28 protein-coding genes and 1 tRNA gene are annotated in these 26,175 nt (G+C 34.0%); 22 read left to right on the top strand and 7 right to left on the bottom strand.

Annotated features, from left to right (window positions below; all coding sequences use genetic code 11):
* The 18 genes from ACM46_RS14915 to ACM46_RS15005 all read left to right on the top strand — a co-directional run.
* Nucleotides 1-2,412 (top strand): RHS repeat-associated core domain-containing protein (locus tag ACM46_RS14915; protein ID WP_131707602.1); only part of this gene is annotated, 2,412 nt, incomplete at its 5' end.
* Nucleotides 2,413-2,729: 317 nt separating this feature from the next.
* On the top strand, nucleotides 2,730-2,942 hold the full coding sequence (locus ACM46_RS14925; RefSeq protein WP_185116205.1) for an RHS repeat-associated core domain-containing protein: 213 nt from the start codon (nucleotides 2,730-2,732) through the stop codon (nucleotides 2,940-2,942).
* A 69-nt stretch (nucleotides 2,943-3,011) separates the two neighbouring features.
* The gene (locus ACM46_RS23555) at nucleotides 3,012-3,758 is read left to right on the top strand and encodes a hypothetical protein (RefSeq protein ID WP_185116206.1); all 747 of its coding nucleotides are present in this window, start codon (nucleotides 3,012-3,014) and stop codon (nucleotides 3,756-3,758) included.
* A 19-nt stretch (nucleotides 3,759-3,777) separates the two neighbouring features.
* Entirely contained in the window at nucleotides 3,778-4,098 is a 321-nt protein-coding gene (locus tag ACM46_RS14935; protein WP_131707603.1) for a hypothetical protein, read from the top strand.
* A 66-nt stretch (nucleotides 4,099-4,164) separates the two neighbouring features.
* Complete coding sequence (locus ACM46_RS14940) at nucleotides 4,165-4,590, top strand: RHS repeat-associated core domain-containing protein (RefSeq protein WP_048507498.1); 426 nt, start codon at nucleotides 4,165-4,167, stop codon at nucleotides 4,588-4,590.
* Between the two features lie 70 nt (nucleotides 4,591-4,660).
* Nucleotides 4,661-4,885 (top strand): hypothetical protein, encoded by a 225-nt coding sequence (locus tag ACM46_RS14945; protein ID WP_131707604.1) that lies wholly within the window; start codon nucleotides 4,661-4,663, stop codon nucleotides 4,883-4,885.
* Nucleotides 4,886-4,945: 60 nt separating this feature from the next.
* Nucleotides 4,946-5,140: a hypothetical protein gene (locus ACM46_RS14950; RefSeq protein WP_048507500.1), complete on the top strand. Its 195-nt coding sequence runs from the start codon at nucleotides 4,946-4,948 to the stop codon at nucleotides 5,138-5,140.
* Between the two features lie 2 nt (nucleotides 5,141-5,142).
* Nucleotides 5,143-5,679 carry a hypothetical protein gene (locus tag ACM46_RS14955; protein WP_048507501.1) on the top strand — a complete coding sequence of 179 codons (537 nt, stop codon included), beginning with the start codon at nucleotides 5,143-5,145 and terminating at the stop codon, nucleotides 5,677-5,679.
* A 146-nt stretch (nucleotides 5,680-5,825) separates the two neighbouring features.
* Nucleotides 5,826-6,233: a hypothetical protein gene (locus ACM46_RS14960; protein WP_048507502.1), complete on the top strand. Its 408-nt coding sequence runs from the start codon at nucleotides 5,826-5,828 to the stop codon at nucleotides 6,231-6,233.
* On the top strand, nucleotides 6,223-6,579 hold the full coding sequence (locus ACM46_RS14965) for a hypothetical protein (protein ID WP_131707605.1): 357 nt from the start codon (nucleotides 6,223-6,225) through the stop codon (nucleotides 6,577-6,579). Before ACM46_RS14960 ends, ACM46_RS14965 begins: the two co-directional genes overlap by 11 nt.
* Before the next feature lie 386 nt (nucleotides 6,580-6,965).
* Entirely contained in the window at nucleotides 6,966-7,460 is a 495-nt protein-coding gene (locus ACM46_RS14970; protein ID WP_131707606.1) for a hypothetical protein, read from the top strand.
* Between the two features lie 378 nt (nucleotides 7,461-7,838).
* Nucleotides 7,839-8,600 carry a hypothetical protein gene (locus tag ACM46_RS14975; protein WP_048507505.1) on the top strand — a complete coding sequence of 254 codons (762 nt, stop codon included), beginning with the start codon at nucleotides 7,839-7,841 and terminating at the stop codon, nucleotides 8,598-8,600.
* 108 nt (nucleotides 8,601-8,708) lie between these two features.
* Nucleotides 8,709-9,740 carry an RHS repeat-associated core domain-containing protein gene (locus ACM46_RS23825; RefSeq protein WP_338151998.1) on the top strand — a complete coding sequence of 344 codons (1,032 nt, stop codon included), beginning with the start codon at nucleotides 8,709-8,711 and terminating at the stop codon, nucleotides 9,738-9,740.
* 2 nt (nucleotides 9,741-9,742) lie between these two features.
* Nucleotides 9,743-10,288: a hypothetical protein gene (locus tag ACM46_RS14985; protein ID WP_048507507.1), complete on the top strand. Its 546-nt coding sequence runs from the start codon at nucleotides 9,743-9,745 to the stop codon at nucleotides 10,286-10,288.
* Between the two features lie 129 nt (nucleotides 10,289-10,417).
* Nucleotides 10,418-10,774, top strand: coding sequence for a hypothetical protein (locus ACM46_RS14990; protein ID WP_131707607.1), 357 nt, complete (start codon nucleotides 10,418-10,420; stop codon nucleotides 10,772-10,774).
* 254 nt (nucleotides 10,775-11,028) lie between these two features.
* Entirely contained in the window at nucleotides 11,029-11,502 is a 474-nt protein-coding gene (locus ACM46_RS14995) for a hypothetical protein (protein ID WP_048507509.1), read from the top strand.
* A 171-nt stretch (nucleotides 11,503-11,673) separates the two neighbouring features.
* Complete coding sequence (locus tag ACM46_RS15000; RefSeq protein ID WP_048507510.1) at nucleotides 11,674-12,447, top strand: hypothetical protein; 774 nt, start codon at nucleotides 11,674-11,676, stop codon at nucleotides 12,445-12,447.
* A gap of 190 nt (nucleotides 12,448-12,637) precedes the next feature.
* A complete protein-coding gene (locus tag ACM46_RS15005; RefSeq protein WP_048507511.1) occupies nucleotides 12,638-13,009 on the top strand; it encodes a hypothetical protein in 372 nt (123 codons plus the stop codon).
* Between the two features lie 123 nt (nucleotides 13,010-13,132).
* Here ACM46_RS15005 and ACM46_RS15010 read toward each other — a convergent pair whose 3' ends face one another.
* The 6 genes from ACM46_RS15010 to ACM46_RS15035 all read right to left on the bottom strand — a co-directional run bounded on the left by ACM46_RS15010 (nucleotide 13,133) and on the right by ACM46_RS15035 (nucleotide 21,647).
* Entirely contained in the window at nucleotides 13,133-14,158 is a 1,026-nt protein-coding gene (locus tag ACM46_RS15010) for a phytase (RefSeq protein ID WP_083997434.1), read from the bottom strand.
* 4 nt (nucleotides 14,159-14,162) lie between these two features.
* Complete coding sequence (locus tag ACM46_RS15015; RefSeq protein WP_048507512.1) at nucleotides 14,163-16,973, bottom strand: TonB-dependent receptor; 2,811 nt, start codon at nucleotides 16,971-16,973, stop codon at nucleotides 14,163-14,165.
* A 469-nt stretch (nucleotides 16,974-17,442) separates the two neighbouring features.
* Nucleotides 17,443-19,383 (bottom strand): S8 family serine peptidase, encoded by a 1,941-nt coding sequence (locus tag ACM46_RS15020; RefSeq protein WP_053082709.1) that lies wholly within the window; start codon nucleotides 19,381-19,383, stop codon nucleotides 17,443-17,445.
* 408 nt (nucleotides 19,384-19,791) lie between these two features.
* Nucleotides 19,792-20,151 carry a nuclear transport factor 2 family protein gene (locus ACM46_RS15025; protein ID WP_048507513.1) on the bottom strand — a complete coding sequence of 120 codons (360 nt, stop codon included), beginning with the start codon at nucleotides 20,149-20,151 and terminating at the stop codon, nucleotides 19,792-19,794.
* A 2-nt stretch (nucleotides 20,152-20,153) separates the two neighbouring features.
* Nucleotides 20,154-20,741 carry an FMN-dependent NADH-azoreductase gene (locus ACM46_RS15030; protein ID WP_048507514.1) on the bottom strand — a complete coding sequence of 196 codons (588 nt, stop codon included), beginning with the start codon at nucleotides 20,739-20,741 and terminating at the stop codon, nucleotides 20,154-20,156.
* A 69-nt stretch (nucleotides 20,742-20,810) separates the two neighbouring features.
* Nucleotides 20,811-21,647 (bottom strand): sigma-70 family RNA polymerase sigma factor, encoded by an 837-nt coding sequence (locus ACM46_RS15035; RefSeq protein WP_048507515.1) that lies wholly within the window; start codon nucleotides 21,645-21,647, stop codon nucleotides 20,811-20,813.
* Nucleotides 21,648-21,832: 185 nt separating this feature from the next.
* Between ACM46_RS15035 and ACM46_RS15040 the strand changes: the two genes are divergently transcribed.
* The 4 genes from ACM46_RS15040 (at nucleotide 21,833) to ACM46_RS15055 (ending at nucleotide 25,131) form a co-directional block, all read left to right on the top strand.
* Entirely contained in the window at nucleotides 21,833-22,393 is a 561-nt protein-coding gene (locus tag ACM46_RS15040) for a DUF6624 domain-containing protein (RefSeq protein WP_048507516.1), read from the top strand.
* A 244-nt stretch (nucleotides 22,394-22,637) separates the two neighbouring features.
* Nucleotides 22,638-22,722 (top strand) — tRNA-Ser (locus ACM46_RS15045).
* Between the two features lie 249 nt (nucleotides 22,723-22,971).
* Nucleotides 22,972-23,508 carry a helix-turn-helix domain-containing protein gene (locus ACM46_RS15050; RefSeq protein WP_048507517.1) on the top strand — a complete coding sequence of 179 codons (537 nt, stop codon included), beginning with the start codon at nucleotides 22,972-22,974 and terminating at the stop codon, nucleotides 23,506-23,508.
* 102 nt (nucleotides 23,509-23,610) lie between these two features.
* Nucleotides 23,611-25,131, top strand: coding sequence for a serine hydrolase domain-containing protein (locus ACM46_RS15055; protein ID WP_048507518.1), 1,521 nt, complete (start codon nucleotides 23,611-23,613; stop codon nucleotides 25,129-25,131).
* A 143-nt stretch (nucleotides 25,132-25,274) separates the two neighbouring features.
* On the opposite strand, the gene ACM46_RS15060 is transcribed toward ACM46_RS15055, so the two are convergent.
* The gene (locus ACM46_RS15060; RefSeq protein ID WP_048507519.1) at nucleotides 25,275-26,126 is read right to left on the bottom strand and encodes an AraC family transcriptional regulator; all 852 of its coding nucleotides are present in this window, start codon (nucleotides 26,124-26,126) and stop codon (nucleotides 25,275-25,277) included.
* Nucleotides 26,127-26,175 lie beyond the last annotated feature (49 nt).

Consider the following 26,175-nt stretch of genomic DNA (forward strand, 5'->3'; position numbering starts at 1 on the left):
GTTAACTACTACGACTCCTATCCTCAAGGGTATGATTTCAATCCCCCGTTTCCAACCACTATTCAGGGAGAGCCTGTCCTTACCGAAACTCCCTCTTCAGACGGCAGAAGCACCAAAGGCCTCCCCGTGATGAGCCTGGTGAAGAACATAGAAGACGATAGCTGGACCAAAAATTACACCTATTATGACACCAAAGGCCGTGCAGTGGGAACCTATTCCATCAACCATTTGGGAGGCTATACGAAAACAGAATCCAGACTGGATTTTGCGGGCGTTCCTCAGACTGTCATTACAAAACATAAAAGGCAGGCAACCGATACAGAAAAAGTCATTACCGAAAACTTTACCTATGACCATCAGAATAGAATGCTGGTTCATAAACATCAGGTAGACAATAATCCCGAAGAAATTCTTACTCAGAATATCTACAACGAACTTTCTCAGCTGAAATCTAAAAAAGTAGGAGGAATATCATTAGCCACCCCGTTACAAACCATAGATTACCAGTACAATATCAGAGGCTGGATGACCCAGATCAATGACCCGGCCAACCTGAATGGAAAACTTTTCGGATATAAAATAAAATACCATGATCCCGTTTACACCAGTATTTCATCAGCAAAATTTAATGGGAATATTGCTGAAATAGACTGGAATATGTCAACCGTCAATAATCTGAAAAGATACAATTACACCTATGACAAACTGAACCGGTTAACAGATGCCGAATATGCCGAACCTAATGCGACCAATCCTCATAATAAAAATTTTGATGAGCGTCTCACCTATGATTTAAACGGCAATATTTCATTCCTGAAAAGAAATGCCCTTCCTGTTTTTGGAGGAACCGCTACTCTGGTGGATAATCTTGAGTATAAATATTCTGGGAACCGTCTCAATCAGATTATAGAAAGCTCTCTGAATGACACAGGATATGAAGGTGGAAACAATACCATTGATTATGACCTGAACGGGAATATGATCAATATGAAAGACAAAGGAATCCAGACTATTGCTTACAATTACCTGAGTCTGCCCGATGCCTTTTCAATCAGCCAGTCAGATGCTTTGGGAAGCGGCCAGCCATCCAATTCAGATTTAAACTATTTATACCGTGCAGACGGAACAAAACTCAGAAAAACCTTTATAGGCTATGCGAGAAGAGGAGGATCCGATGTAAGGCGTATTACAGATTATCTGGATGGTTTTCAGTATAACTATAATGAAGAAGGAGGCCTTTGCCTGACCTGCAGAACAGATGCCGCTTTTGAAGAACAGGCCTACGAAAATGTAGCAAAAACATTTCCCGAGCCTAATGCTCTGCCCGAATGGAAACTTGATTTTGTGCCCACAGCGGAAGGATTTTACAGTTTCACGGAAAGTCGTTATATTTACCAATACCGGGACCACTTAGGCAATGCCAGAGTGAATTTTGCCAAAAACAGCGCAGGTGTTCTTGAAATTACGGATACCAATAATTATTATCCATTTGGATTGAATCATATTGAGGGAATGCTTAGTAATTCTAATTTTGGAAGTTATAATAGCTATAAGTACAACGGGAAAGAATTGCAGGAAACAGGAATGTATGATTATGGAGCTAGGTTTTATATGGCGGATATTGGAAGATGGGGAGTGGTGGATCCGCTGGCGGAAACTTCTAGGAGATGGAGTACTTACAATTATGCTTACAACAATCCTGTTAGGTTTATTGATCCGGATGGAAGGCAGAATGAAGATATAATTAAAGTTAATGCACAGGGCTATGTTCAATCTATTACCCCTCAGGAAGGGCCACACGTTGTAGTGGATGAACAGGGAAATCAATTAAATATGGGTGATTCTGTTGCTGATCAGGAACAGCTACAGGCACTTGTTGATTATGCCGGAACAATGACGGACTATGAAGTACAGGATGCGGAAGTCAGTTTGTATATACCATATCCAGCTCAAGATATGGCGGACAGTTTCAACAAATTAGGAATGGGAGGCATAAAAGATACGGCACAATACCTTCAGGCTTTTGGAGAGCAATCATTTTTTATGTCACCTTGGATGTTTTATATGGGTTTACTTGGTAATGGAACATTTGATTTTGCTGAAGAAATGTCTTTTTTGGTTCAAACAAGGGATAATGCTTATAATCCTATACAAGGGGGGGGTGCTACACCACCGGATGGAGCGGGAGGCTTTATCAGATTTGAAGGAACTAATACATTATATAATGTGTATGACGCAGGGAATTTTAAAACAGGAAAGGCATTTCAAATGATTGGTGCCCCTTTGGATGTTTTGAAAAGTGGTGCGGAGTTGAATAGTAAATATATATCACGTCAAGGTCCTGATACCGTAACAGATAAGAAGGCGTATACTAATGGTTACAATTATAACAGAGTAGGATGGAAAAAATAAATATTAGAAATTTAGCAATTTTATCTTTTATAATTTTCTTGTTAAATTTCTCCGCATTTGTCTTTATAGATATATTAGAGTTTATTAAACCATATTCGTCTTTTAATAAGAGAATAAGCTTTTTTATTTTATTTCCCTTAAATGTAATTGGTATTATAATTTCATTTGCTGTTATTATAAAAAATACAATAAATAAAGGGAAAATATTTTATACACTATTGTGCTTTCCACTATTACTTATATTATTTTATTTCTTTTTTCTTAAAGGGGTTTATTTAAAATAAAATAATAAGAGGATATAAAATCATTTGGGTAATGTGAGAATAAGTTTCACCAGAAACAGCACAGGAGCTCTGGAAATCACCGATTCAAATGATTACTATCCTTTTGGAATGAATCATTTAAGGACTGGAGGTGCTTTTTTTGGTGGAAATACATATAAGAATTATAAGTACAACGGAAAGGAGTTGCAGGAAAGCGGGATGTATGATTATGGGGCGAGAATGTATATGCCTGATATTGGGAGATAGGGAGTGGTGGATCCGCTGGCGGAGAAGATGACGAGGCACAGTCCCTATAATTATGCTTTTAATAATCCTATGATGTTTACAGATCCTGATGGTAGATATCCTATTCTACCTTTAGTCGGGACTATATCTACATTTTTAAAAACTTTTAATAACACTCCTTCTAAAATGGGTGCTCTTTCAGGTACAAATGCAGCCAATGCAATGTCAAGACTAGGAAATACTGAATTTAGTTGGAGTCAAGGAAGAAGCTTACCCATAGCTACTGGTTATTTTAATAATAGGGAAGGAAGATATGTTTACACATCTAAGGGAGGTTGGGTTGATATGGTACATTTTCTATTCTATGCTGGTAGGGCATACAATTATAAGCAAGAAAAAATAGATGCTCAAAAAGAAGTTTCTGAAAAAGGAGGGGCTGTATCTCTTCAAACGCTGGGTAAGTCTAAAATGAATCCAGTAAGTGAATCTTTACAAGATGGTTATTTACAAGAAACCTCGGATGTTGCTTTTGCTGCACATTCAGCATATAGTTATGAGGATTTACCTAGCGATAAGTTTGGAGCAGAGTTTGGAGCTAATGTTTTCGACTCTAATAGCAAACTATCTTTTGGAGAACAATTATTGAATTATATGAACACATTAGGAGCAACAGATCCACAAAATGCACCTAATTACAATGAGTTACCAAAGCAAGATAATTTAAAGACTCCTCCAAGAAAAAATTACAGTACAAAACCTGTTTATATTGAAGGAGATGACGGAAGTTCAAATGACAAGCCTTGTTCGTTATGTCAGCCAACAAGATCAAGACAATAATATTAAATTTAATTCGAATATGAAAGTATATAAATTTCTTGTACTATTTGTGAGTATGTTCATATTAAGTTGTACTTCAAAAAATATAAAAGAAGCTAATCAAGTTATTAATAAAATTGAGAATTACAGAAAGGAAAAGCATATGCTTCCCAATGATTTGAATTCTATAGGAGTTCAAGAAACGGAAGAGGGACCGGTCTATTATAAAAAAGTAGATTCATTAAATTACATTATCTGGATTCAAGCAGAATCTTCTATAGGTGAATCTAGAATATATTATTCAGATACTCAGAAGTGGGAAAATGGATTTAGAGAAGTAGATAAAAACAATACGAAATAGGTTATATATAAGATAACTTCAAATAGAATAATTCAAAAAACAGGTAATCTAAATGATTGCCTGTCTTTGGTTAAAAATCATTTAGTAAATGTAAGGATCGGTTTAGCAAGAAACACTGCAGGCGTTCTTGAAATTACGGATACCAATAATTATTATCCTTTTGGGCTTAATCATATTGAGGGAATGCTTAGTAATTCTAATTTTGGAAGTTATAATAGCTACAAGTACAACGGGAAGGAGTTGCAGGAAACTGGGATGTATGATTATGGTGCGAGGATGTATATGGCGGATATTGGAAGATGGGGAGTGGTAGATCCGCTGGCAGAGAAGATGAGAAGATGGAGTCCTTATAATTATGCGTTTAATAATCCTGTTCGTTTTATCGACCCAGATGGAATGACTCCTGTTACTGATTATTACAATTTAAAAGGACAGCTCACAAAGCATGTTGAAGATGGGAAGCTTGATAAAAAAGTAGTTTTTAACTACTAGTAAAAAAGAAGCTGATACAGATGCAGCAATTATTGCAGGACATGTAATTAATCAAGTGTCTAATGATGATTTGAAACAAATTGATGACATATATGCTTTTGGCAAAACAGATAAAACAGGTACTGAAAAAGGTTTTTTCTTTGGTCAAAGTGGAAAATCTTCAAAAACAGTTACTGGAGAGAAAGCTGGAGAAGTAGGCACTAAAGAATGGGCAGATGCAAGAAAAGATTTAAGAGAAAAAGGTGATAAACCAGCTTCTGATGCACACTTGCATCCATTGCATTATGATAGTTAAGGTAACGTAACAAGTTATGGAGTACCTAGTCCATCTTCTACAGATAGTGATCCAAAAAATATGTCTGGTAATACACAGCCTTCTATGGTATTAGGATGGACTGAAAATCAAGGATCATTACCTTCTGGTCAAATAGGAGGAACTCCTCCTCCAAATACATATACTCCTACTGTAGGATTTTATAATACTGGAGGGTCTATTATTAGAATAGATTATTCATCATTTAAAAAAGCAATGGAAAAAATAAACAAATAATTATGAAATATTCAGCCTTTATTTTATTAGTTCTGTTGATGAGCTCTTGTGCTTCTTACATAGATGTACCAAAAAAAAGTATTAGTAATGATAGTATGGTATTTGAGTATGGTAACAATTATAATAAGCTTAAATATATCAATAAAGTTAATGCTTCAGCCGATCAGGATATATACTATACAACAAACTTTTCAATAACATTACCTAAAAATATTGTTAACTGGAATGTAAGTAATAATAATTTTTTCTTCGAATATGATGATAAGCAGATATTTTATATTTACTCTTCTTATAAAAATGAAGGACAGGAGTCTGAGAATTGGGAGTTAAAAGATATTGATTACAATGAAGTTTTAAAATATCTAGGAGAGTATTGGGATAAACGAAAATATAACGAAAATTATCTCTATAAAGTCCATAATGGAAGAGTATCGAAGTTTTATACAAATGGGAAATACAAAATATTACTTTATAATATAAAAACTGAAAATATTCAGACATTTATCGATAGCTCAAAAACATTTAATACGAACTTATAACCCCTCGCTGCCGCACAAATCCTTTCGTGTGGCATTTTTATTAATAATGTTATCATATGTATATCTTTACGTAAAATATATATTGATGAGCAGAAATTCACGCTTGGTGTATCTGTCTAGTCATATACATTTAGTTTTTAGAATGTATGATTTGTCGTTTTTTACCACGCGAAAGGATTCGCGCGGTAGCGAGGGAAACAGATTGGTTTTCTTCATTTAATGCGAATATTGGTTTTGGTGCATCAGCTGGACTTGAAAAAGGAATTATAGTTCCTACAGACCCAAATCATAAATTTATTACATCAGATTTTGCAGGAACAGGTGTTTCCTATTCTGGCGGGGACGGTCCTATTAATTTGTCATATGGAGGTTCATTTAATGATACATATGATGGATATAAAAATGGTGATAATTTTATACCCTCTCATTTTGGACAAAATTCTAAAGCTACTAATAGTGGATACAGGAGTGGGGGTATAGGTGTATTTAAAGGGTCGGCGCAAGCTTTACCCGTAATGTGGACAAAATCTAAAACGCATGTATATGGACAATAATAATTTTAATCTATCTGATAAAAAACCAATGATTGTTTTTTTGTTAATATTTGGGTCAATTGTCTTTCTTATTGTTTTTTATTTGAATCATGATTCAGATAATATAACTAAAAAACAACTTTTAAAAATTAATAGACACACAAAAGTTATTGATATATATGTCAATAAAAATGAGCATAATTTTTTATATGTAAAATTTTCGAACGGGTCTGAGAAAATTATGGAAACTTCTTACCAAATAGGTGATTCTATTTCAAAAAGTAAAGGTGATTCCATTGAGTATATTTTTAGAGGGGATAGTATTATCCAAAATAATTTATTTGAAACAGCAAGAAAAGATGATTAAATGAAATCTAATAATAAAATCCTCGCTGCCGCACGAATCCTTTCGTGTGGCATTTTTATTAATAATGTTATAATATGTATATCTTTATGTAAAATATATATTCATGAGAAGAAATTTATGCTTGGCATATCTGTCTAGTCATGTATATTTATTTTTTAGAATGTATGAACCACGCGAAAGGATTCGTGCGGTAGCGTGGATTTAAACACGGAAGACATTAGTAGTATTAAAGGACGGTCTGAAGGAGTACCTAGTCCTAGAGATCCCGAAGCTGCTGCAACGAGGGTAGAAATGACAACCGCCGTTCAGATTGGAATTAAAAGAGATCCAGCCAATGCCCAAAAATTACTAAACTCTAACTAGAATTAGTTTAAAAACAAACCAAAATGAATAAATTGATTTGCCTATTTTTATTTATAGTTGTGAATTGCAGGGCTCAAATAAAAAGTGATAATGATTATCAAAATATGAGTGATGTAATAGATGAAAATATAAAAAAAACTGTTTACTATGAGATTTTAAAAGAGAATAATATACAAACAAAATTTTATATTACGAATTTATCTTCTGATGAAAAGGAAACTATAAAATCAAAATCTTTAAAAAATGGATTGCTACTAAAAGATGGGTTTTATGCTTTTTATATAAAGGATATTAGGTATTCATTTACTCATATTTATGTAAAATCAAATGGAAAAATAAAAATATTTCAATCTATAAATTGTCCGCCGGATAATATAAAAATAAAAGAAGCAATTACATATATAAAAGACAATTTTGGAAATAAAGGAAGCTTAGTTGATGATATTTCTAATTATTCAAAATATATTCAATATTCTAAAATTGATCCTCAATCTAAATTTAATTGTCAAACCCAATGAAGGGAAATTATTATTAATGACTAGTCTTTAAAATGAATGTAGATTATAGGGCAAAAAGTAATTATTGATTGGAGGTTTGGAAAGATTTATAAGTGATGCAACCCTCACTGCCACACGAACCCTTTCATGTGGCATTTTTATTTATAATTAATTTTAGTAAACACATCATTGTATATATTTCCGTAAAACAGATACAAAGAGTAAGATTCATTCAGTAGTATGGAGTAGATTTGAGTAAGGATATTTTTAGTCATTCATATCCAGAGATAACGGTAACCCTGAAACTTCTTTGTCTGATATAAATACAGCAAGAGGAAGTTGTCTACCTAGAGTGTTTCAAGTTTCAAGTAAAAGAGTGTGTAAAGCAATATCTAGAGAATGAAAATAGTATTTATAATAATATTAAGTTTAATCATTAATTTGTTTTATAGCCAAGACTATATTCCTGATTTTGATATTCCAAAATTTATAAAAGGTGGAGGAGTTTCAAAAGAAATTTACCGTAAGAAGAATGGAAAATTAGAACTTAGTGAAAAATTTTATTATGAGAAAGATTCTGCACTATTAAAATTAACAACACATCAAATATTATTGGATGGCAATATTCTTACAGGGGTTAATTATTTTTTAGATTCTCAAAATCGAATTATAAAGGAAGAGATTCAAACATCTAATTCTCATGTTGAACCCAATATTTACTTAACAAAAAATGTAACAATTAACTATTTTGATACTTATAAAGTAATTTTATTTCATGATAAACAAAATAAGGTGTATCTCAAAGAGTATTATTTTTATAATGATAAAAAAGAACTGGTTGAAAGCTTTATAGTTTCTAATGATGATCTCACATTGCATGAAAGAAGTATCTACTACAAAAAAAACGGATATCAAATCAATGAAAAAGAAACTTTTACAGATCCCAGATACAAAACTATTGTAAAAACGAAACTTGATAAAAATGGATTTCCTATTTATATAGAATCAGAAGGAAAACTAATGCAAAATAATGAGAAAATACCTAAGCAAATTACCTATTATGAGAATGAGATAGATGCTAGAGGGAATTTGTCTAAAGTATTTATTATGGATGGTAAAAAGAAAGAATTGATTAAGGAGGTAATTAATAAATACGAGTAGACAATTATTTGTATTAATTAGATAGTAAAAGCCATTGTAATTGATAGTCTACAATGGTTTTATTATTTTAAGATTGTAAACCGTTATATTTACCAATACCGTGATCACTTGGGCAATACCAGAGTGAATTTTGCCAAAAACAGCGCAGGCGTTCTTGAAATTACGGATGCCAATAATTATTATCCTTTTGGACTCAATCACATTGAGGGAATGCTTAGTAATTCTAATTTTGGAAGTTATAATAGCTATAAGTACAACGGGAAAGAATTGCAGGAAACTGGAATGTATGATTATGGGGCGAGGTTTTATATGGCGGATATTGGGAGGTGGGGAGTTGTTGATCCGTTGGCAGAGAAGATGACGAGACATAGTCCTTATAATTATGCTTTCAATAATCCGATAAGGTTTATTGATCCGGATGGAATGGCTCCTACGCCAATAGACATCATAACGAAAATTCTATCTGCAAAAACCAAAACTTATCCTTCGGGAACTAAAGAGTATTCTCGAAATGTTGCTATAACAATGACACTTTTAGTGTATAATCCTGAAAGACTAGATTTGTCAAAATCAAAATTTAATAAATCGCAAGGAGTTATAAACTGGAAAGAATTCAAAGGGGCTGCAAGTAGAGATTTAGCTTTAGGTAGTATTAGGCAAAATGATAATATAGAAAGTTTAAACGTTGTTTATAAGGTTATTACTGATGCAAATGATATAAAAGGGACAGCCAATGTTATGACAATTACCTCTAAGGATGTCTATAATAAAAAAGAAAATACTGATGTAAATGGATTAACAGAAGGGCGAGGAGGACAGATTGGTATTGTTCAGTATCAGGATGGAAATTTTAACGACACTATATTTCATGAAATGGGACATATGTTGGGATTAGGGGAAGGCTATAAAAGGCTTGGTTTTCAGTATCCAAACGAAGATTCAAATACAATAATGGATACTAATGGTAATAAATCTGTTACTACTCAACAAAAAGCAGAAGTGGGATTTGTTCCAGTAAATTATCAAACTGGTGATGTATATAAAGCCTCTACTCCCGGTAATAACCCTAATTTTAGAAGATCTTCTAAATTGCGGAAAGATGTTGAGACTTTTAATAATGATAATACACGTACTCGATAATTATGTTTAGATTGTTTTTTATATCATTTATAATTTTATTTATTAGTTCTTGTGAAAATAAAAAGAATGGTACATCATTCCAAAAGACTAATATCCAAAATATTCATTTTGAAATTCCAGAAACTTTCTCATTGAAAAAATCTAAGAGTGAAGATATGGTAGTATATGATATTTTTTCTAATGGAAAATCAATAGGTTCTATATATTTTGGATCCTACTACGAACCTTTCCATGAGAATTATTCCATTACAGTTGAAAAGGAAATATATGATAAAGGTAAGGTGAACGGGGAGAAAATATTTTTATCAGATAATGCTCAAAGAGATTATAAGAATGGTATTTTCAATGAGAACTATTATTATCTCGATACAATTAATAATAAAGTAGGGCAAATTATGTTACCAAAAAGAAGTAGTAAAGGATTAGTAGGGATTTATTTTGATAGTATAGACATCCATAAAAATAAGTTTGCCATAATAAGCACAGATTTAAGTGAACACAATAAAAAAATATTTTTGAAAATCTTTAAGACAATAAAAATAGAATAATTATTAAAATATAGTTTTTTGATAATTTTAAATATGTATTATAAATTTTTCATACCAGTACTAATTCTATTGATATTCTTTTCCTGTAAAGAAAAGAGGAGCATTCAAGCAATAACTATAAACAAAAATATGATTGACGAATTACAAAGAGATAATAAAAGATCTAAAGTGGGAGCTGTTTATGTTATAAGTTTATTTACGGATAATAATAAAAGTTTATGTGAGATTGTGAAGTGTAAGGAATCCCCCACGTCAATGAATTTTGTTGGGTGCCAGCTTTTAGATAACGATACAATCTTTTTGTATATAGATAAAAAAAATAAATATTTAAATTGTTATGAGCCATTAAATAAAGTTATTAAGTTTAATAAAAAGCAATTTATACTTGAGCAAAAAAAAGAAGTAAAGTATTATATGCTTGATACACTGAATTGTTCAATAACTCCTACTACCTCAAGCTTCAGCTCTGAGCAGGTGAATAGATAGTCTTCTTAATAAGTTAGATCTATTAATTTTAGTTAAGTGAGTCGGTAAGCTGTTTCTGAAAATAAAATGTACAGTTCTTATTGTCACAAGAATCCTTTTGTGTGGCATTTTTGTTCATAATTATTAGTATAGCCTAAGCTACTCAACAGCAGGGCTTGAAACAATTTATATCATAACTCAAGCTTAGAAAATAGAATTGGAGGTATTTATGCTCAGTATAATAATAAAAGTACAACTTGTAAAGGAAAATCTAAATGAAAAGAATAATATTATTAATTTTTTTAGCCAATTTCTTATTGAGTTGTAAATCTCAACTTGATAGAAAAGATGCGGAATATATTTTAGATACAGCTTTAGAAGTTTCTAGTAAAAATAGAATTAAATATAACTTTATAATTTTAACATCTATGAATGTTAGAGATACAGCATTTTATAAAAATGGAAAATTTGGCATTGGTATTACAATTATGGATAGTAAGGTGACAGATGGCTTAAATTATAAAAAAATATATTCTTATAAAGGAATTCCTATTGTTTCGAAAGATTCTTTAAGAATTTTTAATTCTTTGCTTACTCCTATTCCTTATCAAAATCTTAATGAAAATTCTATAAAAGGGTTACATTATGATCCATTTAATATCACATTAATTTTTGATAAAAAATCGAAGCTACTACATACCTTTCCAGAAAATTATGAGAATTATTTTAAGAAATTTAATAAAAATTAAATCATTGATTTTTTAGAATTCATTAAAAAAGATAATTTTAAAACAAGAGTGAGATATCCCATCTACTCTTCTTTAAAACATCTGCAAATGATTCCTAGTGTATCAGATTTAATTTTGACTTCAAGCACGAAGAGTATAATTGGTAAGTTTTCATCAAATTGATCTAATTCTATGAAAAATATAATTTTTTTAATTCTTCTAGGACCATTATTGTTTTCCCAAAATTTTCAAACAAAAGATTCTCTTAAAGTGCTTGCTAAAAGTAATTTTAAATCAATGGAAGTATTTGAAAATAAGAATGGGAAATTAACTCCAACAAGAAATTACAGCTACGACAAAAATAAGAATGAGATCACTATAAAAAATGTATCTGACAAAAATAAAGAATGGATCAAGACAGTTGTTCAACTTGATGATACTTATCGTATTATTCAAGAGAATAAAATAATTGAAGGGATGATGATTTCTGAGAAGGAAAATAAACTTGTGAAGAAACAAGTTTCAAAGATTAAACAATATACTTATGTATACAATAGTATTCAAATAGAAAGCTATAATAATGAAGGTCATCTATATAAAAAGGAATTTAATCTCGTTGACGATAAAGATCGCCTAATTTATAGTACATTATTATTAAATGCTTCTAGTGACATTGTCGTTGCGCAGACAGAAAGATATAATTGGATTGATAATAATAGCTATGATTATGAAAAGCTAACTTTCAATGCTCCAAAATCAAGAGTAGAAGGGGTATACAAGTTAAATCCATATGGAGATAGGCATTCTTTTAAAGGAAGTATGACTATTAATGATAAAACAGAATTGTTGGATTTTAGCCTAGAAGAAAAGATTAAAAAGTTTGATTCCAAAGGAAATTTAATGAAAATTTATATTCTTGATAATGGAAAAGAAAATATTTTAGAAAAAAGAAAAATTGTTTATTAATAAAAATTCCTCTGCTGCCGCACGAATCCTTTCGTGTGGTACTTTTATCAATAACTATCATTTGAATTTTTTTGAGAAGGAAATAGATTCAAATATTTTAGAAAACCATTATATTTACTAATACCTATAAAGACTGTTTAAATTTGCATAGTCTTTATATAGATAACGAAGGAAAAACTAAGAAATCAAAATGAAAAAGATAATGAGTTTATTAGTGATTGTATCTTTTGTATGCTGTACATCGCAGAATAGAATATATACCGAAAGTTTCAAAGGTAATTATACATATGCTGATAACAAACAATTTCTAAAAATAAAAATCCTTGATAATAATGCAATCACTATAGAGAAAAAAGTTGAGGCAAATAGAGTTGAATGCATTGGTAGTTATAAAATTATTTCAAATAAAAAGATTAAAATTAATTGTACAGATAAAAGAAATATAGATAAAGCCAATAGTATTGCTGATTTTATTCCTTTAAGATTTAATATGAAAGATGAAACAATATTTTTAGAATCAAATACAATCAAGTATAGGAGTCTAATATTACAAAAAGATTAATAATAGATTTTGGATTCAAAACTTATAAATTCAATAAACCTTCGAAAACCTTCGAAGGTTTACAGTTATAAATTACCCATAATAAACAAGCCCTTTAATCTCCATCTCATTTCAGGTCATGCCTTATTTTATACCCTGGCTTTTAATCCTTTCCTCAATAATCCTCCAGTCATAAAAATGAAAAACCCTTCCGTTGCTCATGGCGACAAATACACCTTTCGGAAATTTTGGTCCTAAATTCACATTCGCGACCTCCGAACCGTCGCTTTCACTGGTGGAAACGGGAATTTCAGCGATTCTTCCTTTTGCCGGATCTTCTCTCAGATAGACATTAAAGGTATCTTTTTGTTGGTTTGAAACCAGAATATATCCGGTTTGGGCTGAAGTAGGATAGATGGAGATTCCTTCCACATCAGATTTAAAATCACCTTTTCCAAAAATGAGAAGCTCCTCATTTCCTTTGGCCGGATCCGCATAATACTGATGTACTCCAAACTGTTCATCCGAGTAATAGATGTATCCCATTTCATCATCTACGGCGATACTTTCAATTTCTTTAAGACCGCTGTATTTTCCAAACTTACGGATAACTTCACCCGTTATTTTTCCGTTTTTTTCAGAAAGCTCATATTGCCACAGATAACCGTCGGCAGGTCCCGATTTTCGTCCCACAACAGCATAAATCATTCCCGTTGCCGGATTTTTATACATCGAAATCCCCATTGGATCACGCTCTGTTTCTCCGTCAAATACGGTAAAAGCACCCACTTCTTTAAGATCAGGAAGACTGTAAAGCTTTACCGTATTGGTTTCCCTTTCCGTAACCGCAGCAATATCCGTTTTCTTTCCGTTTAAAACAAAGCCGTATTCGATGTCTACGTTGTTCGGGCGCTTTAACCCCGGAACTTTATTGATAATTTTTCCGTTCAGATCGAAGGCGAACAGGCCACCGTCTGTATCTTTATCTGTGCCAATGATGATACTTTTTGAAGCATCTTCAGGATGAATCCAGATCGCGGGATCGTCCGTATCATGAACTACTGTTTCGGTAATGATAGAAGGTTTTATTTTTTTTCCTAAATGGTGTGCGGTACAGCTTACTACAAAAGGTAAAACTGAAATAGCTATTATAAGTGATGTCTTTTTCATACGTTTAAAAATCAAATTTTACTCCTAAAGTAAATCTTGGTCTGTAATATTCAACCTGTGCTGTTCTGCTCTGGATTCCCTGGTAGTATCTTAACGGTTGATTCGTTAGATTATTTGCTTCTGCAAAAACTCTCAGCTGACTGGTGATTTTATAGGAAGCATTGGCATCAAGGAAAACCTGTTTATCGTAATAGCGGTCCTCAAAAGAATTTCCACCCAGTTCATCAATATAATGAGAAGCATAATTCATAGATACTCTTGCTGAAAAACGTTTGTTTTCCCAGGATAGAGACCCGTTGAACATATGCGGAGCAGCTCCCGGAAGCCCTACATCGGTTCTTTCTATTCCATCTTCATTGGTGATTCCTTTAGCCTTTGACTTTGTATAGGTATAATTCACATACACACCAAGACCTTTCCAGAATGCTCCCGGAATAAAATCCAACTGACGCTGAAGAGCGACTTCAAAACCGTAAATATCTACATTATCACCATTACGCTGCTGGGTAAATCTCCAGTTGCTTTCTCCGGCAGGGATAGGATTGGACTGCCCTGCAAAATCGCCCGCAAAATCAGAGGCTGTATAATTCCTTCTGGAGTAGGTATAAATAAAATCCTTTAAATTCTTATAAAAAACACCTCCCGAAAGAATTCCTACGGATTTAAAATATTTTTCAGCCATAAAATCAAAATTATAGGCATAAGTGGCTTTTAAATCAGGGTTTCCGGCGGCAATGGTTTCATCGGCAGAGATAACGTTCAGATAAGGAACCAGTGAGTAATAATTCGGACGGGCTAAAGCTGTTGTAAAAGCCGCACGGAGCACAAGATCCTGAACCGGAACATATTTGAAAGAGATATTAGGTAAAATATTCGTGTAGGTATTGGTTCGGTTGATTTTTCCTTCCAAATCCTCTTCATTCATGACGTAGTTTCCGGTATAATCAATTTTTGTGGTTTCAAAACGGGCTCCGGCAATCATCGAGAAAGTTTCGCTGAAATCCTGATCCCATCTGATATATCCTGCGTAAATATTTTCTTTTGCATTGTAATTGCTGGAAAGGAATTCTTCAGGTTTCAGTTCTCCTTTAAATAAATTAGGATTAAACAGATCCAGACCACCTACATAGGCAGGATCTGCAAAAGTTCCCGGAACATAGTGGCCCGGCTGGAAATTGTTTCCATCTAAATTCACGGTAGGAACGGAGAGCAGGCTTCCCATATTATCCAAAGGCTCGAAAGCATAATAATCATTATTTCGCTCCTTTTCTTTTAAGCGAAGACGTAATCCTGCACGTAACCTTCCTTTCTGATTATCTATTACCGAAAATGGAAAACGGACGTTCACCTTAGCACCAAATTCTTTCTCCTGTGTAAAACTGTTGGCATCTGAAAGGTCACTCAGCGTATAGACTCCTAAATTGTCAGCGGCCAGTGGAGTGATCATAGGTCTTTCCGGATTGCTGAGATCTGAGGAAAAAGTCATTTTCCCGTTTTCAAATTCCATATACCGCTCATGAGGTTTTTTCTCACTTGCCGTAGCATAATTCATAGACCAGTCCAGATCGATCTTAGAGCCCAGAAGATGTTCACCGCGTAATGCATAGTTCTGCACTTTTTGTCTTTCCAGACGGGTATTGTCGTTATTGGCATCTCCCGTTTTATTCTGTCGGGTGATGCTCCCTTTCCAACCGGTGATCTCGGTTTCGTCCGTATTGTAGACCGGTTTAATTTTATATCCTAATGCAAACCTGTTTTCTTTATCTGTCCTGAAATTATACATGGCAGAAGCATAGATCTTATTTTTTGAATTGAATTCATAATCCATGTTCAGGTCAAAACTATGCCGGATTCGGTGTTCATTATAATACCGGATACCCATTTTACTGATGTAAGCCGTTTGTGCGGGATCATTAGCCTGGCTCCATGTAGGCTCAATATTGTCTGAACCGAAATTATTATTGTTATAAGAAAAACTGAAAACAGCGCCCAGCTTTTTATTAAGGAAACGGTTACCATACACGAATCCGGCTGTATAATTACCCTTTTCACGGATTGGATTATAACCGCCGGCAAGGGTTGCTGAGATTCTCTGACCATTAGGGGAGGCTCTTGTGATAAGGTTGACGGAACCACCTATGGCATCGGCATCCATATCCGGAGTAAGTGTTTTATTCACTTCAATAGTGGAAATCATGTCAGAAGGAATAAGATCCATCTGTACATTTCTGTTATCCCCTTCGGCAGAAGGAATTCTGTCGCCGTTCAGTGTTACGGAATTTAAATTCGGAGCAAGCCCTCTGATGATGAGGCTTCTCGCTTCACCCTGGTCATTCTGTATGGTGATTCCGGGAACACGTTTCAAGGCATCACCAATATTGGCATCCGGAAAACGTCCGATCTGATCAGCAGAAATTACGTTGGTAATATTGGCATTGTTTTTCTGCTTGTTCAGCGCCCTTGCCTGATTTTTTAGCGTAGCTCCACTCACTACCACTTCAGCAATCGTTGTCTCCTTGCGGGTAAATACAATATTCTGCTTTGTATTTTTTTCGGCTTCCACAGAGACATTGTATTCAGTTGCTCCATATCCTAGATAATCTACAGTCATTGTATAATTTCCGGAAGGAACATTCAGGAAAACAAAATTACCATGATCATCGGAGGTGGTGTAGATATTTCCCGGAGTCAATTTTATTTTTGCACCCGGAAGTGCTATTTTAGAATCGTCATTAATATTTCCGGAAACGGTTCCGGTTTGTGCGTAGAAAAAAATAGAGGCACATAATAAGACAGAGGTAAAAATTTTCTTCACTTTTTAACGGTATATTAGATTCGGACAAATTTAAACGTCTGTTTGGTAAGTGAGTTGAAATGAAGGTTAAGATTGTTTTAAGGATTTATGAATAGAATTGAGGTTTTCAAGAGTTAAGCGCTGCCTGATTTTCAAAATTAAATCATATTAGGCGAATGAAATCTTACATTATTTCATCAACAAAACCGACCTGAGTTTAATGGAATTATTAAACCCGGCCGGTCAAAATATATTAAAATTTGCTATTAAGCCTACTTAAAATTATTCTCCTTACTGCACTTCCGTTTTCGCTTCTTTAATGCTGTTGATTGAAGAGAAGACTACTTTTACTATGATATAATTAACTTAAAAAAAATAGTAGTTTTTCATCATTTTAAAAATGGGCCGGAAATGAATGCTCATACTAAATCAGCCCGGCCCCACATAAAAAAACTTTTGAAAATCGTATGAAAAATTATAATAAAAAAAACTATTCTTTAATCATTTTTTCAGTGACTGTTTCTTTTCCATTGCTTATTGAAACAAGATAAGTTCCTGAAGGAATAGAAGAAATATTGATTTTATTTTCTCCTTCTACTGCTTTTTGAGTGATAATCTCTTTTCCTCCGGCATCCATGATTCTAATTATTGTTCCTGATTTTTCTATTGCTGAAAGGCGCACATTAATTTCATTTTTAGCAGGATTTGGATAAATCTTAAATGATTCCGTTTTACTGATAGGCGTCTCGTTCTTTACCGTAGCTCTTGTTGGGTTGTTAGCTGATTTTCCGGTTACAATCAAGGTGTAGTTTTGTGAACCTCCTGTCAGTGTTCCTTTATGGCTGATCACCACAGAGTATTTTCCAGCTGGAAGTACGCCTGCATCTACGCGCTCAAAGTTATCGCTGTTATTATCCTTCTTTGCATTGGTAGACCGGGAGGTTAGAGCCCACGGATAATAGTTTGTGCCATTAGAGGCTACAATTCTAAGATCAAGATCATTCACTAATCTCTTCGTAGGATTGTTAAGATCACTTTCAGAGGTTTGTACAGCGCCGGCTCTGTCATACCATGAAATGGAAGCTATTATAGGATTAATACCGTCCGAATTGATGCTGACAGTTTCTTTTGCACCGTTATTGAGTTGTTTGTTTACAATTAGAGCTGTTGAGTTTCTGTTATTAATAGTTTCCACCATTTTTTTAGCATTAAGTAACCCCCATCCGAAATTTACATCAGGACCAGTTGCTCCGGAATCATCGGAAGTATGTAAGGCAAGGCCTTTTAATGCAGCTCCCAGCATAAAACTTCCGGTCTGGTTTTTGAAATGCTCATTCACAAGTACTAGGGTTCCCGTAACGTTAGGAGATGCCATGGACGTACCAGTCAACGATTCATAAGCGGTATTAGAAGAAGATACAGTAGAGTAAACTCCTGTTCCATTTCCTGTAATATCCGGCTTAATCCGCATATCATCAGTAGGTCCCTGACTGCTGGATGAATTAATAGTTACAGAAACTAAATTTCCGTTATTATCAATATTAGCATCATTGGCATTAGCTACTACAATAGCATTCTTTGAGGTAGACGCATCACTCAGGTTATCAAAAACTTTTGAAGACCCACCTCCTAAAGGATATTGGTTATAGCCACTGCCACCACTGTTACCAGCAGCTTTACACACAACATAATAAGGTGCATTAAACAGAATTTCGTCAAACTGGGCGGAAGTATCTATATAAGCTCCGAAATACCAGTAAGCAGCTTGCTCGTATATATTAACAGGATTGTATCCATAAGAATGATTGGAAATAGTAAGTCCCTGCGATGTTTCTGTAGCCATTTCACTGACATCATTGTTCCATTCATATGATTTAATTTTAGACTTAGGAGCCATCCCTTTAGCACTTGGAGTTATTCCAGATGCAGCAACAGTTCCTCCTACGTGAGTAGCATGGCGATTTCCTTGTGTACTGGTTGTAGGATTTCCGGTATCACCAATTGTTACACGGTTTCCAAACTCCTGATGGGTTTTGCGGATAGCATCACCATCCCAAACATTGACCTGAATATTTTCTCCATTCAGGTTCAAACCTAAGGAACCTCCTGAATTGAGATGATTGGCTCTTGTGGATTTCGCTGCTGCCGTATTGTTGTTGGTATAATAGATGGGAACTCCGTCTATTACTTTCATTAATTCCTGTTTGGATCCGTCACGGTTCTCAATAATAACAGGAATATTTTTTTTCTGGGCAAATTCCAATGCTTGGCTTTTTTCACGGGCAAACTTTTCTGCACTTTCTAAAGAGATTTTTTCAAGTGCGGAAACATTGGTTGCTCTAACGATTTTTTGTTTTTCTTCTAATGTTTGTGCATTAAAAAATAAAGTACCTGCTGTTAAAGCGCCTAATAAAATAATTTTGTTCTTCATAACTTTTGTTTTCTAATTTGTGTTTTGAATCTTTTGTTTTGGTTTTTTCAAAAGTACTATTTGAAAGATGTAATTGGATGGCTAAAGAAGCTTAGTTAATGTTTTTTGTTTTTTATTTAATTTATAATCAGTTGATTAGATGTGTTTGAATTAACAATAAAATTCATTGCGTTGTGATTTTTCACCTGATTTTATGGCGAAGTCCAGTTTTTTTCTGTCTGTAATGTCAAATTGCTTTGATAGGGTTATTTAAGGATAAAATGAAGTTTTTTTGGGCATTCGCCCATGCTGAATAGCTAAGTTGTTTAATTTGTAATATGTTTTTCTTAAAAACTGCTTTTTAAAAGAAAAAGACCCGGATTTTTTGCTCCGGGTCTTGATATATTCGTAATATAAAAATGCTAAATCTTATTCTTTGACTATAATAGAAGGAATATTAGTCATGACCAACCATTCACCATGTTCCTTAACGCAAATAATCAGGGATGAAAAAGAAAGGGCAGAGCTTTCCAGTTCTACTTCTGCATGAGCTATATTTCCCTTTATAGATAAGGATTTATACATGATGCTCCGTGATTTTCCTCCAAAAGTTTTTTCCTGAACATATTTGATATATTGTTCTTTTGAAATAATAAAAATACCTTCATTGCCAAAGAAGCCGTCCTGAATATTCTGGTAGCGGGGATGCAAAACTTCTTCCAGGGCTTTTGGGTCGCTGTTGTCTCCACCTTTGATGAATTTTTCAATAGTTTGTTTTATGTTTTCCATAATTAGCTGAAATTTAAATACTTATTAATCTGAGTCTTTACTAAATCTGTTTTTGCAGAAGTCTGATCGGAAAGGGCAATGCCTTCCAGAGGAAAATAATTAATATCAGTAATACCCAAATGATTTAAAATACAGGTCAGGTGGTTTTCCATTGGATTTCTACCTTCTATGGAATGAATGCCGCCTGAAACTGTAATGATATGGGCCTTTTTATTGGAAAGCAATCCTTTAATTCCATTGTCGGAAGTGAAGGTCTTTTCAGTTCTGATAACATGATCAAAATAAGCCTTCAGAGCAGAGGGTATTCCATAATTGTACATAGGGCAGAGGATCAGGATCTCGGTGCATCGGTACAGCTCGTCTATCCATACATCAGACAGGTGAAGATAGCCAGGATAAAAGCGGTCATCATAAAAAGCAGCAAAGGTTTGCTGGGTAAGATGGGGAACAGGCTGTGTGACTGTATCTCTTTGGATGACTGAACTATTGGTATGTTTTGTGGTCCAAAGATGGACAAAATAATCACCCAAAGTTCGCGAATAAGAATCTTCAAGCCTGATGCTGCTGTCGATTCTGAGAAGTGTGTTCATACTTTTTTCTCTAAAGACACAGCGATGGGAGAGAATGTGACAAAGAGCCGGATTATTTTATTTTTGAATTTAAACCGGAGATAGTCTTTTTAATTTTTCAGGATCTACAATAGAATAAATTTCACGGATCAATCCATGATGATCCAGATCTAAAATATGGCAGTTGTACAGGTGTTCCCCCTGCCAGAAACATAACGCAGGTTGGTGGTTGAGGTAATGAAACGTGAATGCTTTTTTGGATAAAAACTGTTCGTAAACATAAGCAAGCAGTGATGCGGTTGCTGATTTTCCTGTTTCTACAGCTTTAACTACACGAATGCGTTTCCCGCCATCTGCAGACAGTCTGATATCATCCATGAGGAGTTCCTCTATCCTGGGAATATTCCCTTCACTTAATGCTTCCTGGTATTGGTGAAGTATAGAAGTGTCTGTAGAATTGGCTGCATCAGGAGCGTACTGAATATGTTGCAGCTGTTTTCCCGCACGGCTGAGGAGCTGCCGGGAATTATCAATGCTTATATCAAGGGTTTCAGCAATTTCCTGATGAGAATAATCAAAGGCTTCTTTTAAAATATAAACAGCGCGTTCTCTGGGATTTAGCTTTTCCAGGAGTACAAGAAGGGTGTAGCGGGCTGTCTGTTCCCGGATCAGTTTATTTTCTCCGTTGTCGAAGGACAGAGGTTCCGGAAGCCACTCTCCATATACCATTCTTCCGGTATGTCTATTCTTGAAATTAATGGCATGGTTAATGGTGCTTTTTATCAAAAAATTAGTTTCATTCCTGATTTCGGAGTGATCTAAAGAAATATATTTTTCAATGACATCCTGTACAATGTCCTGAGCATCTTCGTAGGAGCCTGTTATATTGTAAGCGTAAGTCAATAGCCTGCTGTAATTTTCCTGCATGGTATTTCTCTGAAAGACAAATCTAATGAATAAAATGTGACAAGTTTTCGGAAATATTAAAAGAAGAGATAAAAATAGCTGCCGACATTCGTGTAAAAATACTGATTTCAGAGAGCTGAATATATTAACGTTTTGAGAAATACTTAAATCTTTATAATATTACAATTCTAAAACGCTGAAATAATATGGATAAAGAATTTTCATCAGAATTGCTTAGACTTGCTCAGAAAGATCTGTCAGTAAGAGAACGTCTCGCTTCTGAGGGGAAACTTTCGGGAGGTTATCACCCTGAAATGGAATCTGTTCATAAGCAAAATGCAGAACGTCTTAGAGAAATCATGGATGCAATTGGTTTTCCAACAGTTTCAAAGGTAGGAGCTGAAGCGAGTGATGCAGCCTGGCTTATTATACAGCATTCCATAGGAGAACCGGAATTTATGAAAAAATGTTACGAAAAAATGCTGGAGAACCGCCGGGATATCAATCTGTCCAATTTAGCTTATCTGCATGACAGAATACATTTTTTTCAGGGAAAGCCGCAACGCTATGGTACTCAATTGACCTTTACGGGAGTGCCATATCCGGTAGAAAATAAAGATATTCTCAATGAAAAACGCGAGCAAATGAATCTGCCTGCTCTTTCTCAGGAGGAAATAAACAGGATTCCCGGTGTGGACGATATTCCTGAAATAGAAAATCAGGATCAAAATTATAATGATTGGCGTGCTAAAACGGGATGGACGTAGCCGGAATCAGGTGAAATATCAGGACAGGAAGTATTCATTTGAGGAGAATCCGGAAAGATTTAGAGTATAATTATACAAAAATGGTCAGTGTAAAAATGCCTGAAAATACTGATGCATATGGGCTGATCAATATTTTACTCCTTATTATCCAATGACTTTGGCTAAACTGTGAAAAAATATTTTGCCAGTTACAAAAAAGTCTCTATATTTGCACCACTGAAAACAACGGTACAGCCGTTATTCAGGAGAGTTGGCAGAGTGGTCGATTGCGGCAGTCTTGAAAACTGTTGACTGTAACAGGTCCGGGGGTTCGAATCCCTCACTCTCCGCAGAAAAGCCTTAGAATGAAAATTCTAAGGCTTTTTTATTGGCTCATTCAAACTTAGCAATGCTGATAACAAATTTTAGGATGCTTGTACTCAGGAATATCAAGAAATGAAGCGATGTTGTTGTTTTAAATTATGAAGAGTAGGCGATTTAGGATTTTAAAATAGATTTAGCGTATCTAATCATCAGCTATTTCGGAATAGAGTGAAAATAATTAATATTGTTACATAAATTAAAATGTTCAATATCATATGTCACAACTTCTTAAATACAGAGAAAACTTGAATCTTACTCAAGAAGAACTGTCGGCAAAGTCAGGTATTTCCGTAAGAACCATTCAACGGATTGAGGCTGGTACTGAACCCAAAGGTTATACTTTAAAAATGCTGGCAAAAGCACTTAATGTAAAAGAAACTGAATTATTAAACAATCCTGTTAACGAGACTGTCAATTACCAATTGATTAAACTTATCAATTTATCTTCATTACCTTTTATTATTTTTCCGCCAATGAATATATTGGTGCCACTGCTTATTATGTATTTTAAAAAGGAAAATAATTTAATGACAAAACAGATGGTTTCTCTTCAGATTTTATGGACTTTAATATCAGTAATCGTATTCTTCTCTAGTCCGTTTTTGAATAGGATATTTTCTATTGATTTTCCATTAGTATTGATTGTTGCTGCAATAGCCTGCATCATCAATATTTATATTATCATTCTCAATGCAATTTCAATCGACAGGAAAGGCAAGATGCGTATATTTTTGAATTTCAACTTCTTATAATACCTGTCGGGTAGTTGGCGTGTTCTTGTCGGGCTAACTTTTCTATTAAATCGGGAATCATCCTGAAATTTGTCTCATTCATTAATATTAAATATTTTAACAATGAGACCGTTCAATTTAATTACTGCTATCTTAATTTTATTATCAATAAATACAAGAGCCCAGGTAAATCCAAAATCAGAATTATTTATTACCCTTCAGAAAAAAGACAGTATTTTATTTGAACAGGGATTTAATAAATGTAATCTGAGTGCTGTCGAGAATCTGGTCACTAATGATTTTGAATTTTATCATGATCAAAACGGGATTCAGGACCAAAAAACATTTTTAAAGAATTTTAAAGAAAGTATTTGTGAAAACCCCAAAGGCAAGCCCATCCGGAAGTTAGTAAAAGGAAGCCTCACAGTTTTTCCTTTATATAATGAGGGAAAATTATATGGAGCCCTTCAGTCGGGTATTCATGATTTTTACATGATGAATGACAAAGAACAACGTTTCACGGAAAGGGCAAAATTTATGGCTACATGGTTGTTGGAAAAGGGAGAATGGAAGTTGAATAAAGAACTGAGCTATGATCACAATAAGCCGGAAAGATACGATCCTCAATTTGAAGATGGCTATCCTTTTCCTTTATTCAATTCGGATTCAGAAATTCAGAGGCTTTTAAAAGATTTAAAAATACCTTCATTATCAATTGGATATATCCATGATGGGCAATTGCAGCAAATAAGATCTTTTGGAGTACAAAAAAATGATATTCCGGTAAAGTACAACAGTATTTATAAAGTAGCTTCACTTACAAAACCAATCACAGCAGTAGTCGTATTGAAACTGGTGGAGGCAGGAAAATGGAATTTGGACGAACCTTTAGCCAATTATTATATCGATCCCGCAATTAAAGAAAGCCCATTTTTAAATAAATTAACAACCAGAAATGTTTTGTCTCAAAAATCAGGTTTTCCCAATTGGAGATATTTAAGAGCAGACAAAAAATTAGCGTTTGAATTTGAGCCCGGAACGAAATTTCAATATTCCGGTGAAGGATTTGAATATGTAAGAAAAGCTATCGAAAGGAAATTCAAAAAATCTTTGGAAGAAATTGCAAAAGAAATCCTTTTTACCCCATTGAAAATGAATGATACCTCTTATTACTGGATGAAAGCAACAGACGAAAGCAGATACGCGGTAGAAAGTGATACAGCAGGACGGGCAATGAAGTATGAAAAATACGATACATCCAATGCTGCCGCAAATTTGCTCACAACCGTTGAAGATTACAGTCAATTTTTAGTGCATATTTTGCAAAAAGCAGGGCTTTCAGAAAAGTTATATAAGGAATTTATTCAACCGCAGACTCAGGTGAAAACCGGCATCAGTTGGGGGTTGGGAATGCAGATTCTTCCGGATCTCCCTGATCATGAATTGGCATTGCAGCATACAGGAGGAGATGATGGAACCAAATGTATTGTCTTGCTTCTTCCAAAATCAAAAAGAGGTCTTATTATTTTTATAAATTCTGAAAATGGTCTCATTATTTGGAAAAAAATTATTGAAGAATACTTAGGGAAAGTTGGTGAAGAAATTGTAAAACGGAATTTAAACAAAACTGAAAAACAAAATTGATTGATTAAAAGGAGGAATGCAATCAAAAGCTCATTGAGAAACGGTTTGTAAACCATTGTGAGAGGGTATCAAAAAGATATCTTTAAAAATTAAAGCCTGCAGTTTTTATCATTACAGGCTTTTTTTTGTTTTAACCACCCAAATTACTCCTTGTCTTCTGCTTTAAAATTTGAAGGTGATGTATTTTTATATTTCGTAAACAGTTTATTAAAATGGCTGGCATCGGTAAAATTAAGTTTGTCAGCAATTTCATTAATGGTATAATCACTGTGTAAAAGCAGCTTTTCCGCTGTTTTTATTTTATATTGAATCACGTGCTGTTGAATAGAAAAACCAGTCTTGTTTTTCACATAAATGCTTACATAATTGGAGGAGAGTGAAAATTCTCCGGCAATATTTTCTATCCTCATTTTGGTCTCATCCAGAGCGTAAATGCTTATATAGGCAAGGATTCTGTCGATTTTACTGAGTTCCGCATTCTTCCAGCTGTTTGTAGTTGGGTCATTAATCAGGTTTCTGCACAATAAGGTAACCATAATGGAAAATAATTCCGTAGTAATATCACCATTATATATTTTTTTTGCTGAAAACTCGTACCGTAAATTTTTAGCCAGCTGGATGAAGTACTTTCGGTCTTCAGCATTTAAAACTGCCGACTCATATTTGACAGACCTTCCTGTAAGCAGCAACTGAAAAGCTTCCTTTACATTTTTACTTTTTCCGGGCAGCAGATAAGTGGATGCATAATGATGGGTAAATTTTATGTAAATGAATTTTGTCTTTTTGTGAATGATGAACTCATGCTGATCACTGGGATGAAGCAGAAATACATCTCCTTTTCTGTAGGAAAAAGTAACATCATTCAGATGGTGGTTGCCTTTACCGGACTCTATTACAATCAGCTCATAAAAATTGTGATTATGGTATTCTACATCCCAGACTTCCTTTTCAACAGTGAAAATATTAAAATCCCTGAAATTGACGATACGTTTCATTTTTAATAGATTTTTACAAATATATAATAAATACATACAATGTTTATTC

Origin of the sequence: Chryseobacterium angstadtii, from assembly GCF_001045465.1 — a bacterium.
Classification (GTDB): domain Bacteria; phylum Bacteroidota; class Bacteroidia; order Flavobacteriales; family Weeksellaceae; genus Chryseobacterium; species Chryseobacterium angstadtii.